Raw genomic sequence first — 15,760 nt, forward strand, 5'->3', positions numbered from 1 at the left:
GGCATGGCAGGAATCGGCGTTCGCCTGAATCGGATTTTTGAAAAAAATACCATTACGACAAATTTGATTGGATTCTCCTACAGTACCGTTGTAACGATTGCGCCGATGATGGTCGTCATTCTCAATCTGATCTTAATGGAGGAGCTGCTCGAATTTTCCAGTGTCGGATATGCTACGCGTGAGCTGTTTTCCTGTACGATTCTCTATATCTTTATTTTTGCGTTACTGACGGCATCACCGTTTAATGCGGTGCTGTCCCGTTATATGTCCGACGTGATCTACGAGGAACGGTATCAGGACATCCTGCCGTGCTATCAGATCGGAATGCTTCTGAATATCGGATTGAGCTGTCTGGTCGGCATTCCGTTCTGTCTGTGGGAGCATTTTGTCGGGAAGGTGTCAACGGCGTATGTATTTTGCAGTTTCTGTGGCTATATCAGCCTGGTGCTGGTTTTCTATTCCATGATTTATCTTTCCATCTGTAAGGATTATCAGAGGATTTCACAGTATTTCTTCTTTGGAATGCTGGTTGCATTTGTCCTGGCACTGATTCTGCATTTCCTCATGAAATGGGAGACGACGCGCAGCATGCTATTTTCCCTGACGGTTGGATTTTTTGTGACGGCAACACTGGAAAACGCCCTGATCCGGCGGTATTTTGTCAAAAACAGTAACCGCTACCGGCCGGTGCTGCAGTATTTCAGAAAATACTGGAAACTGATTTTTTCGAATTTTCTGTATATTCTGGGGCTGTATATCCATAACTTTGTGTTCTGGACAACCGATATGCGGATGGAGCTGGTAAAGAGCTTTGTCTGCAATCAGCCATATGACATGGCTTCCTGCCTTGCCATGTTTACCAATCTCTCGGCATCGATTATTTTCATTGCACGCGTCGAAATGCGTTTCCATGAGAAATACAAGCTGTATTCCGAGGCGGTGATTGGCGGAAAGGGAGCCGATATTGAAAATGCAAAAAAGCGGATGTTCCGCCAGCTTTCCAGTGAGTTGATGACGCTTGCACGCCTTCAGTTTATGATTTCCGTTGTGATATATCTGATTTGCGTGATTTTCCTGCCGCAAGAAGGCTTTTCCGGCATGACCATGAAAATTTATCCGTCCCTTGCAGTTGGATATTTTATTCTGTTCCTTATGTATGCGGAAATCATTTTTCTGTATTATTTCGATGACCTGACCGGCGCAATCCTGACGGCGATTGTGTTCTGTCTTGTTACCTGGATCGGCAGCCTGATTGCTACCCATCTGCCGGCCGTCTGGTATGGGGCTGGGGTCATAGCAGGATCGTTTGCAGGATGGAGCGTGGCGTTTGCGAGACTGCGATGGGTGGAAAAAAATATGGATGCGCACGTTTTCTGCCGCGGAAATCTGATCAGGCACGGGAAAGGAAAGCGCCCATCCGGTCTGGTATTTCAGAGGGCAGAAGAGCAGAAACAGAAGGATGAGATGAAACGATGAGTACAGCGACAATTATAAAGGTTTGTGTGATCCTGGCAGGGCTTGGGATTATGGCAGTGACGTTTGTGCTGCATGCGAAAAAGAAACTGACGATAAATCTGGCGGTTACCTGGGAGCTGCTCGGCCTTGCGGCAATCTTAAGCGGTGCGGTTCCGAAGTTCTCCGGCTGGAGCAGCCGCTTAAGTCTGGGAAGTCTGGCGGTGCTGCTGCTTACCGGGTTCCTTGTCGTGTGGGGCATGTATCAGATGACAATACAGATTTCTTCTCTGCTGATGAAAAATCAGGAACTGGCAATGCAGGTTTCTCTGCTGAACCAGGAGAATGAGAGAATCATAAAAGAGCTGGAACGTCTGACAGGAAAGCAGGCAAGAGACTTATGAAAAAAATACTGTTTGTAATCAATACGCTTGGCCGTGCAGGAGCAGAAACGGCTTTGCTGGAGCTTCTGAACCATCTGGATACAGAGAAATATGAAATTTCGCTGTATGTACTGCTGGGACAGGGGGAAATGATTTCAAGGGTGCCGCCGGAAGTTCATATAAAAAACAAAAGGATCTGTGAGGATTCCGTACTCTCCGGTGCAGGAAGGCGAAAACTGCTGCAGACATCGGTGATGGCATTGTTCCGGCACGGACACACCATGGAAAAAATCAGGTATCTGATGAAGAATCTGCGCGTGATGAAGAAGGCGGGGAAAATTCAGCCGGATAAACTGCTCTGGAGAGTCCTTTCGGACGGGGCAGACCGGTTGGATGAAACCTTTGATCTTGCGGTTGCTTATCTGGAAGGCGGCTCTGCTTATTACGTTGCGGATCACGTGAATGCAAAGAAAAAAGCTGCATTTGTCCATATTGCTTACGGCGATTCCGGATATACACGGGAAATGGACCGCGACTGCTACGAGAAAATGGATGTTATCTATACGGTTTCCGGGGAGACACGCCGCCATTTCCTGGAGTTTTACCCGGAGTATGAAGAAAAAGTGCAGGTTTTTCACAATATCATAGACAGAGAGCGGATCGAGAGAGAGGCTAAAAAGCCGGGTGGCTTTTCGGATTCTTATGACGGTGTCCGTATTTTAACGGTTGGAAGGCTGGCACACCAGAAAGCATATGATATCGCCATTCTGGCAATGAAACAGATCAGAGATGCCGGATACAAGGCGCGGTGGTATGTTGTGGGCGAAGGTCCAGAACGGAAGGCTCTTGAAAAACAGATTGCAGAGCTCAGACTGCAGAAGGACTTTATTCTGCTTGGCATAAAGGAAAATCCGTTTCCCTACTATGCACAGTGTGATCTCTATGTACATGCGACACGGTTTGAGGGGAAAAGCATTGCCATTCAGGAGGCCCAGGCGCTTGGCTGTGCCGTGATTGCGTCAGACTGTGCAGGAAACCGTGAGCAGATAGAGGATGGAGTCGATGGTCTGCTCTGCTTGCTGACCCCGGAGGGCATTGCCCGGAAAATAGAAGAACTGATCGATGATACCGAAAAAAAAGAGCGGATTGTGGCGGCAGCAAAACAGAAAGGGAACGGACAGACAGAGGAAATTTGGCGGCTGCTGGATCTGATGAAATGAGGCGGGAACTATGGAGCAGAAAGAAGTATTACTGATTATTCCGGCATACAACGAAGAAAAAAACATAGGAAAAGTGATGGATCAGCTGGCACAGCCGGAGATCGCGGAGCTGGTAGATGTACTGGTTATGAACGATGCGTCCTCCGATAACACAATCTGGATGGTAAAACAGCGCGGCTATGCGGTAGTAACGCATGTTTTCAATCTCGGTTACGGAAGCGGTCTGCAGCTTGGCTATAAATATGCGATCCGCAGGGGCTACCGGTACGTGATCCAGATGGATGCGGACGGTCAGCATGATGTATGCAACATTCGAAAAATTTATGAAAAACTGAAAGAAAAAGATACAGACGGAAGAACACCGGATATTGTGCTGGGATCCCGTTTTATGGATGGAAGCGCAGAGTTTTCGGTAGGCTTTGCAAAAAAGCTGGCATTCCGCCTGTTCCGGCGTATGCTGCACATCGCGACGGGAAGATGGATTGCAGATCCGACGACAGGACTGCAGGGGCTCAGCCGCAAGGCAGTGCTTTATTATTCAAAATACAATCATTTTGATGACAAATATCCGGATACCAACATGATCACACAGATGATGCTGCTTGATTTTAAAGTGGTTGAAATTCCGGCAGTCATGCATATCCGGACCTCGGGAACAAGCATGCATTCCGGGCTGAAACCCATCTGGTATATGACGCGGATGTTCTACAGTGTACTGGCCGTGATTTTCCGGTGTAAGGTTTTAAAGATGGATGCGGGAGCAGGGCGAAAAGATGTGGAAAGAAAAATGGAACCGTTTTCTGAAAAAGCAGAAAACAGCACAGAGCGAACCGGCGAGTGATCCCGCGTTCTCTCGGGCAGATTTTGCAGAGTGTAAAGGTGCGGTACAGAATCCGGGCTGCGGCTGGTACCATTTGTATACGTTTGATGCGGCAAAAACAGACGAACCCCTGTATCTTGCCTGTAAGGAAGAAGAGCTTGTACTTCTGCGGATTGGGATCGGAGCATTTCGAACCGGCAGGATCCCACAGGAGTCGATGGCGTGGGTGCGGAAAATTCTCGCATTTTTCCGGGACCAAAAGAAGGGAATGATCCTTCGGTTTGCCTATGATCTGGAAGGAAAAGGATTGGAACGCGAGCCGGGCAGCATCAAAACCGTACAGGAACATATGCGGCAGCTTGGCGAGATAATCCGGGAATTTTCGGAAGATGTCTATGTCGTTCAGGGAATCCTGATCGGAAACTGGGGAGAAATGCATGGATCCCGGTATCTGACACCGGACGGGCTCCGGACGCTGGTTCCTACGATGCTGGATGCGCTTAATGGGGTATGTCCGCTGGCAGTGCGCAGACCTTCCCAGTGGCGGGAGCTGGCAAGGAACTTTACAGAAGAAGAGAAAAAATGTCTGACTCTGTATAACGATGGGATGTTCGGATCGGAAACCGATCTTGGTACATACGGTACGATTGCGATGGAAACGCCGGGGCAGGAACCACAGAGCCGTGGGGCGGAACTTGACTGGCAGAGAATGGCAATGCGCGGCCGTTTTTGCGGCGGCGAGGCAGTACAGCGTGCAGCCGGAGAAGAGAATGTTTCGGCAGAGGAAGCAATCAGGGATCTGGAAAAGATGCACATTTCCTATCTGAACAGTACGTATGACCCGCAGCTGCTGGAACAATGGAAAAAAGAAACCGCAAACGGTGTATCCGGCTTCGAAACCGTCGGAAAACGTCTTGGTTACCGGTTTGTAGTGGAAGATGTGGAAATGCTTTCGGAAAATGAGAACCGGATGTGGAAAACGGGGGAAGATTCTTCCGGTCAGATGAGCTTGATGCGGATTATCCTGGAAAACCACGGATTTGCCGAGCTGACGGAAGAAGCCGACTGTTTTCTGGAGATAGAAGAGGAGAACAAAAAGCCGGAAAAATACAGGATCCATACCGATGCCAGAGCCTGGCACAGTGGAGAAACCACCATACTTTGCCGGCAAATCAAACTGCCTGCGGTGGCAGAACAAAAAAAAATGTTTCTGGCATTATACCGCAGGCGGGATGGGCGTCCGATCCTGTTTGCCAATTGGAACACGGAAAGCGGGCGTGTGTTTCTGGGCACATATCAGAGCAGCTTTTCCAGCTTCAGTGTTCCGAGCCGGAATCCGTAGGTATCATGGGAAAACGTGTTGGCAGGCTGGATTTCCCGCCGAAGTGACGGATCGGTCATCCGAAAATATACCGTATAAGTTCCCTTTTCCAGCTCACGGAACGGAAGGGAAACCGAAAGTTCTGCGGTATTTTTTGGGAGCCAGAATCTGGAATCCCCGGAAAGCGGGAAGGAGAAAACCTTGCCGTCATCGGAAACCAGGGTGATTTCCAGATTAAGTCTGCGGTAGCCGACGGAAAAGCCGACATTTTCAAGTTCTATGTTCAGCCGGGACTGATGCAGGGTGGTGTTGCGCACCACATAGCGGTAACCCATATGGCGCGCGATATAGTCGTAGCCGGAGATACCGTCAAAAACAGAGACTTCATCGTGGTAAACCGAATTTTTCCATTTATCCAGAACCACCAGGTCATGCTCCGAATTCAAATAAGAAACATGCATCCGGGAGAGATCCGAAAGGGCATGGTCAAAGTCATTGAAGGGATTGTCGAGAATCACCTCGCCGCCGTTTGGGACGAAATTGCAGAGCCTGTTCTGAAAGTCCAGCTCATCCTCGCGCACCCAGGCAGAGCGGTAAGCATCCGCAGAGGCAGGCGTATCTCCGTATGTGCCGGTGTCGTTTGCTGTTCCGAGCATTCCGTCATTGAAAAGCCCGAGGCGGGAGGAAAGTGAGCCGTCAAAAGCAGTTTCTGCGGAAGGCAGTTCTGCTGAGTTCAGAATCCTCCGTCGCTGTACCGGTGTGCGGACGGACAGAAAAATCGAAGGATCGATCACGTCTGCCAGATGCTGCATCAGAATGGAGCAGTCTTCATCGGACAGATGGTCGGAGCCATTCATCTCTCCGCAGTTACCGATAAAAATGCCCTGGATCAGAAAAACACTGTCCGTGTAGCGGTTTACGATTGCAGCAGTCTGATCCATGTGGCGCAGAATCTGGTCGAGGCTTTGCGGTTCCGATTCTTTCGCTTTGCCGTCCCAGTCGTACAGAAAGCGCAGAATCATCGAATTTCCGTGTTTCTGCCAGGAGGACAAAATCGTGTCAAGCTGTGCAAGTGCCGGATCGGAAAGATCCTGATCGGCAAACCGGCGCAGATTCAGCTCCAGCATCACAAGTCCGGGTGTCTCTTCGGGATTGGAATCCGGGTCGGGAAGATTGGAGAGTGTATCGTTTCCGAGAACGTAGCCGTACATCGAATAAAATCCGATATACGGATTGGACAATTCCTCTGCGGATTCCGTACACGCTTCCGGTGTATAACTGACATGATAAAAAGCGCAGATGCAAAGAAAAGCAAACAGGATGAGAAACAACAGGAGCAGAAGCGAGAATAAAATACGGGAAAAAGCTCTTTTTTTCATAAAAATCCTTTCTGATCAGGCAGATATAAGTCCAGTGACAAAAGCATTTGCGATCGCCTGGTTTTCTGTAAAAACGGTGCCGTATCATCCCATCATACCATTTCGAAACAGTAAAAACCAGAAAAACAGCAGAAAAAAGTAATGAGAGTACATAACAAAGAAAAGGAGGACATCATGCGGATTAAAAATCTATTTCGAAACAGCTTTTTCAGTATGTTTTCGCAGTTTGCACTCCTGATTCTTGGATTTTTCAGCCAGCGGGCGATGAATCTGTATATGGGTGCGGAACTTGTCGGCATGAACGGAGTCATTTCCAATGTTATCAACATCCTGTCCGTGACAGAACTCGGCATTTCGACAGCCATTGTTTATCATCTGTACGGAGCACTTGCAAGGAAGGATGAGCATGAGATTGCATCGCTGATGAACCTGTACCGGAAGGCGTACCGTATTTTTGCGGTGATTGTATTCACGGCGGGAATGCTGCTGCTTCCGCTGATTCATCTGTTTATGAAAAACAACAGCTACTCCCTGACGTATATTCGGATACTGTACGCTATGTGGCTGATTCGCACGGTGCTTTCCTATCTGCTCACCGATCGAAAATCGCTTTTAATTGCAGACCAGAAGGAATACATTGCGAGTATCGCCGGCCTGATTTTAAATGTTGTAAGCTATCTGGCGATTATTCTTCTTGTGACATATCAGCAGAATTATCTTCTGGCACTTGGTATTGGGATTGTGACAGAGGTGATGCTGAACATCTGGATTAACTGGTATGTGGAACGGAAATATCCGTTCCTTCATCAGCTGCGGAAAGAAAAAGGTTCCTCTTTCTTTAAGGAGCTGATCTTAAAGGATCTGAAAAACGTGTTTATCTCCAGGGTTTCGGACAAAATGCTGAACTGTACCGATAACCTGATTATCTCCGGGTTCATCGGCGTCGGTACAGTAGGACGGTATGCGAACTACAGCATGATTACGCAGGCAATTATCAATATTCTTACGATTCTTGCCAACACGATTCAGCCGACCATCGGGGATTATTTTACCGAAAAGAATTATCGGCGGAACTATGAAATTCTGCGGCAGCTGACCTTTGTGTTCTTCTGCATTTCTTCCGTCGTGGCAGTGGGACTTTTTTCACTGATTACTCCGTTTATCTGCGATATCTGGCTGAGTCCCGCGTATGAGCTTGGATGGGGAACAGCAGTGCTTTGTATTGTGGTGCTGCTGATCAAAATCACGGGACTGCCGCTCAGTCTTATGATGGGGGTAACAGGACTGTTTGAAAAAGAAAAAAATGCAGGCGCATCAAGTGCGGTTCTGAATCTGGTCGTATCGCTTGCACTTGTAAGACCATATGGCATGACAGGAGTCCTTCTTGGAACCTTACTTTCCTATTTGCTGCAGATCTCCTATCGCTACGTTATCTTTTTCCGGGATTTTCTGGGAATGAAAGAGGAAGCGATACGCTATGCGAGGGATCTGGGCGAATACACTGCGGTGATGATCCTGGAAGTCGCAGTGACGCGAAGGATCATACCGTTGATCTATGGAAACGGTGGAATGACGCCATTTATCTTCTGTTTTGTCCTCTGTATTCTGGTGCCGCTGGCACTAAATGGTGTGTTCTTTGGAAGAGGCTGGAGACTCCAGAGTATTGTGAAAATGGTGCGGGGAATGAAAAGAAGCGGAAGCAGATGATTTTTTGCGGCAGCCTGTCATTTGAAGGCTTACCGCCCGGAAGAAATTTTGCGAAAAAGTGCCATGATACGCCAGAAAAACGGGCGGATGGGGCGCAGGAACAGCCAGAGAGAGGAAAGCATGCGGTAGACCGGATGAGAGACAGAAAACGATTTCCCGTTGCGCACAACACCGGTCATCTTCCCACGGATCTGATCCGGGCGGAGCGGCCCTTCGATTTCGGTCTGGTTGTCCCCGACCAGATAAAAGCCATCCGAAGTGATACGGCAGATCCGGTGAAGTACAAGGATGCCCTGTTCGCGGCGGTAAAGAATGATATCGCCGCGGCGGAGAAGATGAATCGGATACGCCTCAATGACGGCCTCATCCCGTCCGGGATGAAAAAGCGGATACATGCTGTAGCCCTGCGGCTTCAGCCGGATCGCGGAGCCGTCTTTTAAGAGCTGTTCAATGTCGTAGGTATACATATGGAAACTCCGTTCTGAAAAAAAGATAGATTTATTATAGCATCTCTTTTCCAGAGCGAAAAGACAGAAAGGAACAAAAAATGAGAATCAGAAGACAGGAAGGATATCTGCTGCAGAAAATCGGAAAAACCGTTTATCTTTTGCCCTATGGACAGAAAATTGCGGACCAGAAGCGTGGAATGGAACTGAATGAAACGGCGCTGAGATTATGGGAAATGCTGGAACAGCCGCAGACGGTGGAAGCACTGACAGACAGGATGGCCGCATATTATGAGATCCCAAAAGAGGAGCAGGGAGAACTGGCGAAGGATATAGAGGCATTTGTACAGGAACTGCTTGTATTTGGCGCTGTGCGCCGGGAACTGGGCTGTCCGAAGGGAAGCTGTGAGGGGCGGCTGCATATTGCGGGAATAAAAATCGAAGTCTATGGAGAAAAAGGATGCATTCCGAAGCAGTTTGATGCATTTCGCATGACAGATGGCGGAAATCCGGAGAAAGCAATCCCGGATCTTATCCTGGAACTGGCAGAACGTCTGCCAGGGAGCCGTCAGAACGGAACCATTCTGATCCGCAACAGGGATCTGACGGTTGCCATCTGGGAGGAGGGCTATGTTTTCCGGTTCGATACACTGAAAAATATTTACGAAATCTGGATGAAAGAAGACGGCAGTTATGCGCGGATTTATTATCGCTGCCCTATCAACGAGGAAGAGCAGGATTCCCTCTTCCTTGCAATCCGCCCGGTATTTCTGTTTCTGGCGCAGCGAAGGGGAATGTTTGCACTGCATTCGGCATCCCTTTTGTATCTTGAAAAAGCCTGGCTGTTTTCCGGTCCGTCGGGGATGGGAAAATCAACCCACACGGCACTCTGGAAAAAATTGTTTGCGACACCGTTTCTGAACGGGGATCTGAACCTGATCGGAAAAGAGGGAGAGAAATTCGTTGTCTATGGCATCCCGTGGTGCGGAACATCAAAAATCTTTACGGCGGAGAAAAAAGAGCTGGGTGGAATTGTACTGTTGGAAAAGGCGCCGTCGGAAGAACTGGTTTCTCTGACAGAAGAACAGAAAACGCTCCGCGTGATGCAGCGCATGATTTCCCCACCCTGGACCGCAGAGCTGATGGTAAAAAATTTAAAATTCGCAGAAGCGGTTGCAAAGGAAAAGCCAGTTTACTTCCTGCGATGCACAAAGAATGACACAGCGGCGGAAACGATACGGCGGCAGATCGAGGAGGATGAAAAAAGGCAGAAAGCAGGATCGGACGATTGTATGAAAAATATGAAAAAAAGGATTCCAAAGGAACAGGCGCAGGAGGATGAATCATGAAGGAGCTTCGGCAGAAGATAGGGAAATACCTTCAGGCAGAAATGCTGCAGAAGATGTGGAAGGAATTTCGCTGGATTTTTCAGTACGCCAGAAGGTACTGGAAAGCCATGCTTTTTTATACGGCGCTTGGCATTTTCGGAACCGGTGTTTCACTGGCATCGAGTGTGATCTCAAAGGATCTTGTCGATATCATCACAGGCCACCAGACAGGAAAGCTGATTCAGACCTTTGCGCTGATGATAGGATTTTCCTTTGGAAATACCCTGATTTCCCAGGCGACCAGTTATGCCTCGACGATGATTAACCTGAAAGTAGACCGGGAAATCCAGAATGACATTTTTGAAAAAATTCTGGTGACGGACTGGGAATCCTTAACCACTTATCACACGGGCGATCTGGTTACACGCTGGAGCTCGGACGCATCGAACATTTCCGGAGGTATTCTGAACTGGCTGCCGAATCTTGTGATTTACACGGTAAAATTTATCAGTGCACTGGCAGTTGTTGTTCATTACGATCCGACATTTGCAGTCTTTGCACTGCTCGGAATCCCGTTCAGTGCCCTGCTGTCGCGCCCGCTGCTGCGGCGTATGACAAACAACAATCAGCGGAGCGCACAGATGAGCGCGAAGCTGTACGGCTTCAACCAGGAGGCATTTTCCAACATTCAGACGATTAAGGCATTCGATATGATCCGTTTTTATGTAAATCGTTTGAAAAATCTGCAGCAGGACTATATCAAAATGCGGCTCGATTTCCAGAAAATGTCCATTGCAACATCACTTCTGATGACGCTGATCAGCTACGTTGTTTCCTACAGCTGCTATGGCTGGGGAATTTACCGTGTCTGGAGCGGAGCAATTTCCTATGGAACGATGACCATGTTTCTGTCCCTTTCCGGTACGCTGACCGGTGCGGTCAACTCTTTGGTGAGTCTTGTGCCGTCGGCGATATCACTCGGCATTTCAGCCGGCCGTTTGATGGATATCGTAGAGATGCCGCAGGAGGATTACAGTGCGGATGGCGAAGTAGAATGGTTTGCGGAGAAATATCAGTCGGGAGGCATCGGACTTAAGATGCAGGATCTTTGCTATACGTATCACACAGGGACGGAAGTGTTTTCGAATGCTTCGATGGAAGCGTGGCCGCATGAGATTATTGCACTGGTTGGCCCGTCGGGAGGGGGGAAAACAACCATGCTCCGCCTGATTTTGTCCCTGCTGCGTGCGCAGGAGGGGGAAGCCTGGATCGGTGCAGGAGAGGAACCATCGCAGAGGCTTGCCCTGTCGCCGTCTACGCGAAAGCTGTTTTCCTACGTGCCGCAGGGAAACACGATGTTTTCGGGAACAATAGCGGAAAATATGCGGAATGTGAAGCCGGAAGCAACGGAGGAAGAGATTATGGAGGCATTAAAGCTGGCATGTGCCTGGGATTTTGTGGAAAAACTGCCAGACGGTATTGAGAGTATGGTGAAAGAACGCGGTGGCGGATTTTCAGAAGGGCAGGCACAGCGGCTTTCGATTGCGCGCGCACTGCTTCGGAAATCACCGATTCTGCTGCTGGATGAAGCAACCTCAGCACTTGATGTGGCGACAGAGCGGAAGGTGCTGAACAATATTATGACGGATACGTATCCGCGAACCTGCATTGTAACGACACATCGGCCTACGGTACTCGGGATCTGTACGAGAGTGTATGCGATTCGGGATAAGAAGTGCGAAGTGGTGGGTGAAACGGAGATCGCGGAGATGGAGAAGGATTTTTAAAGATAAAAAAAGAAAAAGCAATGGGGACGCACCTCATTGCTTTTTCTTTTGATAACTTGCTGAAGATGAATCGGTAATTTTAGCACTAACAACCGCAAGACCTGGCTCTGAACAGTTATCAAAGTTTTTAGAGCAGGTTTGCTTTTTAGCTTACCGAGTAGGTGAAGCCGGTCATCTTCAGATCGTCGATGCTGGTTCCGTGATTTAAATGGATACCAATCGTCAGCGGATTTGATGCTGTGCTGGCAAAGGTAAACGTAGCAGTCTTTCCGGAGCAGGATGCCTGTACAGATGCATCATCCGTTTCCGCCTGATCAACCGTGTCGTTGAACGTAATGTTCAATGTGATCGTTCCGTTAATACCTGACCAGTCTGCCATTGCAAGACCTTTACCGCCATTTGTGCCCCAGCGATCCCACACGCCGTGGTAAGTAACATTCAGAGTTCCTTGGCCGCTTGCCGCATAAACGCCTTCTGCCATTCCGGTGTCGATAGAGACAACAGGTTTTTTATAAGTTTTAGTCATAGGTCAGTAATTTCCTTTCTTGTGAAAATTCTTTTTATTACAAAATTATTATAGAAATAAAATCACACACATGTCAATAGATCTGAGGTAAAAAATTACAATTTTAATTAAAATACATGTTGCTTTATAATCTGTCACGTGAACGAACAGAAAAACAGTTTTTTATTTCTCAAACTGTGATTTTTCCGGAAACAGGATAGAAAATGCATGGTTTAATTCTTGTTTTACTTTTTCATATGGGATTTCAAAGTTGCTGTCGTTGATACAAATACATTTTGACTTCTGTTTCGTAATCGTCTTTACCAGCTCCGGGTTTTCCGGCTGCAGATTAAAGTATCGGCAGAATTTATGAATATTCTTCGGAACAAAATTTCCGCTCAGCTTCTGATATTCCCGCAGAACATACTGACTGATATCTTCTTTATGACGGAAAGGATGGCAACAGACATGATGCAAAAGCTCTTCTTCGTTTTTCCAGAAGAAACGGTAGGACTCTTTTTTTAGCGGGGATGGTCCGTGTACGGTATAAAATCCGGTAAACCGCGGAAATGCCATTTCCAGAAGATTATATCCGAAATACATCAACGGATAGCCGGGATGAAAATATGCGCCCGGCTGTTTCTTCATATTTTCCCGTTTATCGAAATATTTGGCGAGAACCATCGCATTGTTCAGATAGACATACGGCATAATCTGGTCATCTGCATTTGCAACATCTGGCTGAAGCGCAAGCATGTCAACAGGTCTTTCGTCTCTAAAAAAATCTTCCGGAGAAACTTTTTTTATGAGAAACATATCATCATTGAAATAAACAAAATTTTCTGTCAGCCATTCAATGCGATGAAAATTCCACTCAATCGGATGGGAACTAAAGGTAGGAAGAAATTCCGCAGGAATAAAATCCTCGTGCCGCACAATATGCAGTTTGGGATGCTCTTCCTTTAACCATTTCGGCAGATGCCCATAGGTTATAAAATGAATTTGGTTGACCCATGGTGCAAATGTTTCAACACCACGGAACCAGTATTTCAAAATATCCCAGTCGCGATATCTTGCGGTACTGTTATCCAGAGATTCATCCACAAAGATTCCCTGCTTTCTTAAGGTTTCCTGCCGCTGCATGTCCCAGACAGGATCTGACCCGTCTACCCATGTAATCACAAAATCAATTTTAGGAGTTTTCATTTGCTGTGATCCTTTCGTACAGTGTTATGTGTGGCTTGTTTGTATTATATTAAAAAAATTACAAAAACTGATATTTGTATAATTTTATCACAACATGTACTGGCGTACAATGAAAGAGTGGTGAAAGAAGGTTGACGTTCTGTATATTATGGCGACCTGATGCTGTTTCACCTGGTGATTGGTGCAATGTATCTGGCGAAGGAAGAGATGACATATGAAGGAAAAAATGTTTCTGTGGTCAGAAAGCTGCTGAAACAGTATGGGTCAGATCCGTTTGTTCGAAAAACCCTGACGATACGGAATTGCCTGCATTACGCAGTTCAAATCAAATCGGTATTCTGGAAACTATTGAGCTTCACCCTCGTATTATTTTTACGTATTCACGCATATGGTTTTTTGTCAGCTATCCTCGTTTTCATGTCCCGGCTTGGAATTGACAGTCTGTAGATGATTCCTGACAAATCTTTCTTTTTTCTGAATGTTTTTAACTTTGCTTGTTATTTTTTCATCATTATAGTATGATGAATACAACAGCCAATTTTTTCAGAAAGGGGGAAAAACGCATGGGTATTACAGCTTACCTGCCGGTTTACTGGCTGATTGCACTCGTCGTTTTTTTAGTGATTGAGGCAGCAACACTTGGTCTTGCGACGATCTGGTTTGCAGGTGGGGCGCTTGTTGCTTTGATCGCTGCCATGTGTGGAGCCGGGATTGTAATTCAAATTGTACTGTTTCTTGTTGTATCGCTGGTACTTCTGTTTTTTACACGTCCGCTTGCCGTTCGCTTTCTGAATAAGGATACACTGAAGACGAACGTGGACCGTGTGGTTGGCATGGAAGGAGTCGTGACGGAGGAAATCTCCAATCTTGCGGGAACCGGAAAGGTTTCGCTTGGAGGAAACATGTGGACTGCGCGTACAGAGAACGAAGGAGGTACGATTCCCGTGGATGCAGTCGTTACGGTGCTCCGTGTGGAAGGCGTCAAGCTGATTGTAAAGGTCAAAGAAAAAGAAGGAGGAAATGAAACATGAGTGGTGGAGGAGTTGCAGGAATTTTATTGATTTTGCTTCTTGTGGTTGCATTGTTTATCGCAGCATCGTGTGTGAAAATTGTACCGCAGGCCAGTGCTTACGTGGTAGAGAGCCTTGGAAAATACAAGGACACCTGGGCAACCGGTCTTCATTTTAAGGTTCCGTTTATCGAGCGTGTAGCGATTCGCGTAAACCTGAAAGAGCAGGTGGTGGATTTCCCGCCGCAGCCGGTTATCACAAAAGATAATGTTACGATGCAGATTGATACCGTTGTATTCTTCCAGATTACCGATCCGAAGCTGTTTGCATACGGTGTTGTCAATCCGCTGATGGCAATTGAAAACCTGACGGCAACAACGCTTCGAAATATCATCGGAGATCTGGAGCTCGATGAAACGCTGACATCCCGTGAGATCATCAACACGAAGATGCAGGCTGCGCTTGATATCGCGACCGATCCGTGGGGAATTAAAGTAAACCGTGTCGAGCTGAAAAACATTATGCCTCCGGCAGCCATCCAGGAAGCAATGGAGAAACAGATGAAGGCAGAGCGTGAACGCCGTGAAGCAATCCTGATTGCAGAAGGAGAGAAAAAATCGACCATCCTTGTTGCCGAAGGTAAAAAACAGTCGGCCATCCTCGATGCAGAGGCTGAAAAACAGGCGGCGATTCTTCGTGCAGAGGCAGAAAAAGAGAAACGGATCCGTGAGGCAGAAGGCCAGGCAGAGGCAATCCTCAAAGTACAGCAGGCAAATGCCGATGGTATCCGTGCGATCAAAGAAGCAGGTGCGGACGATGCCGTTCTTACCTTAAAGAGCCTTGAGGCACTTGGCGTTCTGGCAAATGGAAAGGCAACAAAGATTGTTGTTCCGTCCGATCTGCAGGGACTGGCAAGTCTGGCTACCACATTCAAAGGTATTGTGGAGGAGCAGAAAGTGCCGGCAGGAAAAGAAGTGCAGAAGTAATCAGAAATAGTTAGAAGAGATCAGAAATAAAACAGAAATAAAGAAATAAGTAAAACAGGATTCTCCCGTGAAAAGCATCAAGCCGGACACGGGAGAATTTTCTATATGAAAAGTACAATGAAATGCATAAAAATACATATATTATGAATATTATAAAGAAAATACGCAAAAATATACATTTTCCTCTTGACAGATGAACAGGCCTGTTTC

The 15,760-nt window shown here is 47.3% G+C and carries 14 protein-coding genes; 10 read left to right on the forward strand and 4 right to left on the reverse strand.

Features of this window, described 5'->3' with window-relative positions; translation table 11 throughout:
- The first annotated feature begins 3 nt into the window (after positions 1-3).
- The 5 genes from pelG to DWX00_RS14000 are packed head-to-tail and all read left to right on the forward strand — an operon-like array spanning position 4 to position 5,217.
- Positions 4-1,476, forward strand: a complete 1,473-nt coding sequence (gene pelG / locus DWX00_RS13980; RefSeq protein ID WP_118595564.1) for an exopolysaccharide Pel transporter PelG — start codon at positions 4-6, stop codon at positions 1,474-1,476.
- A complete protein-coding gene (locus DWX00_RS13985) occupies positions 1,473-1,856 on the forward strand; it encodes a DUF2304 domain-containing protein (protein WP_117510144.1) in 384 nt (127 codons plus the stop codon). The genes pelG and DWX00_RS13985 overlap by 4 nt, the downstream gene beginning before the upstream one ends.
- Positions 1,853-3,055 (forward strand): glycosyltransferase, encoded by a 1,203-nt coding sequence (locus DWX00_RS13990; RefSeq protein WP_117801621.1) that lies wholly within the window; start codon positions 1,853-1,855, stop codon positions 3,053-3,055. Before DWX00_RS13985 ends, DWX00_RS13990 begins: the two co-directional genes overlap by 4 nt.
- Before the next feature lie 10 nt (positions 3,056-3,065).
- Complete coding sequence (locus DWX00_RS13995; protein WP_117510142.1) at positions 3,066-3,896, forward strand: glycosyltransferase family 2 protein; 831 nt, start codon at positions 3,066-3,068, stop codon at positions 3,894-3,896.
- On the forward strand, positions 3,829-5,217 hold the full coding sequence (locus DWX00_RS14000) for a DUF4832 domain-containing protein (RefSeq protein WP_158578872.1): 1,389 nt from the start codon (positions 3,829-3,831) through the stop codon (positions 5,215-5,217). The genes DWX00_RS13995 and DWX00_RS14000 overlap by 68 nt, the downstream gene beginning before the upstream one ends.
- Here the strand turns inward: DWX00_RS14000 and DWX00_RS14005 are convergent.
- The gene (locus DWX00_RS14005) at positions 5,172-6,575 is read right to left on the reverse strand and encodes a DUF4832 domain-containing protein (protein ID WP_118595566.1); all 1,404 of its coding nucleotides are present in this window, start codon (positions 6,573-6,575) and stop codon (positions 5,172-5,174) included. The genes DWX00_RS14000 and DWX00_RS14005 overlap by 46 nt on opposite strands.
- A gap of 141 nt (positions 6,576-6,716) precedes the next feature.
- Here DWX00_RS14005 and DWX00_RS14010 point away from each other — a divergent pair, with 141 nt between their 5' ends.
- A complete protein-coding gene (locus tag DWX00_RS14010) occupies positions 6,717-8,282 on the forward strand; it encodes a lipopolysaccharide biosynthesis protein (protein WP_117801619.1) in 1,566 nt (521 codons plus the stop codon).
- Positions 8,283-8,311: 29 nt separating this feature from the next.
- Here the strand turns inward: DWX00_RS14010 and DWX00_RS14015 are convergent, their stop codons facing one another.
- A complete protein-coding gene (locus tag DWX00_RS14015; RefSeq protein ID WP_117801618.1) occupies positions 8,312-8,749 on the reverse strand; it encodes a S24/S26 family peptidase in 438 nt (145 codons plus the stop codon).
- Positions 8,750-8,829: 80 nt separating this feature from the next.
- On the opposite strand from DWX00_RS14015, the gene DWX00_RS14020 reads away from it, so the two are divergent.
- Positions 8,830-10,077, forward strand: coding sequence for a PqqD family protein (locus DWX00_RS14020; protein WP_117801617.1), 1,248 nt, complete (start codon positions 8,830-8,832; stop codon positions 10,075-10,077).
- Positions 10,074-11,843, forward strand: coding sequence for a peptidase domain-containing ABC transporter (locus DWX00_RS14025; RefSeq protein WP_117801616.1), 1,770 nt, complete (start codon positions 10,074-10,076; stop codon positions 11,841-11,843). The genes DWX00_RS14020 and DWX00_RS14025 overlap by 4 nt, the downstream gene beginning before the upstream one ends.
- A gap of 145 nt (positions 11,844-11,988) precedes the next feature.
- Here the strand turns inward: DWX00_RS14025 and DWX00_RS14030 are convergent, their stop codons facing one another.
- Together DWX00_RS14030 and DWX00_RS14035 are read right to left on the reverse strand one after the other, a co-directional pair.
- Entirely contained in the window at positions 11,989-12,369 is a 381-nt protein-coding gene (locus DWX00_RS14030) for a hypothetical protein (RefSeq protein WP_118595567.1), read from the reverse strand.
- Between the two features lie 162 nt (positions 12,370-12,531).
- Positions 12,532-13,554: a stealth family protein gene (locus DWX00_RS14035; RefSeq protein ID WP_117801614.1), complete on the reverse strand. Its 1,023-nt coding sequence runs from the start codon at positions 13,552-13,554 to the stop codon at positions 12,532-12,534.
- Between the two features lie 563 nt (positions 13,555-14,117).
- Here DWX00_RS14035 and DWX00_RS14045 point away from each other — a divergent pair.
- Together DWX00_RS14045 and DWX00_RS14050 are read left to right on the forward strand one after the other, a co-directional pair.
- Positions 14,118-14,585, forward strand: coding sequence for an NfeD family protein (locus DWX00_RS14045; RefSeq protein ID WP_117510132.1), 468 nt, complete (start codon positions 14,118-14,120; stop codon positions 14,583-14,585).
- Positions 14,582-15,550: an SPFH domain-containing protein gene (locus tag DWX00_RS14050; protein WP_117510131.1), complete on the forward strand. Its 969-nt coding sequence runs from the start codon at positions 14,582-14,584 to the stop codon at positions 15,548-15,550. The genes DWX00_RS14045 and DWX00_RS14050 overlap by 4 nt, the downstream gene beginning before the upstream one ends.
- Positions 15,551-15,760 lie beyond the last annotated feature (210 nt).

The sequence above is a fragment of the Blautia sp. AF17-9LB genome, from assembly GCF_003479185.1.
GTDB lineage: Bacteria > Bacillota > Clostridia > Lachnospirales > Lachnospiraceae > Fusicatenibacter > Fusicatenibacter saccharivorans.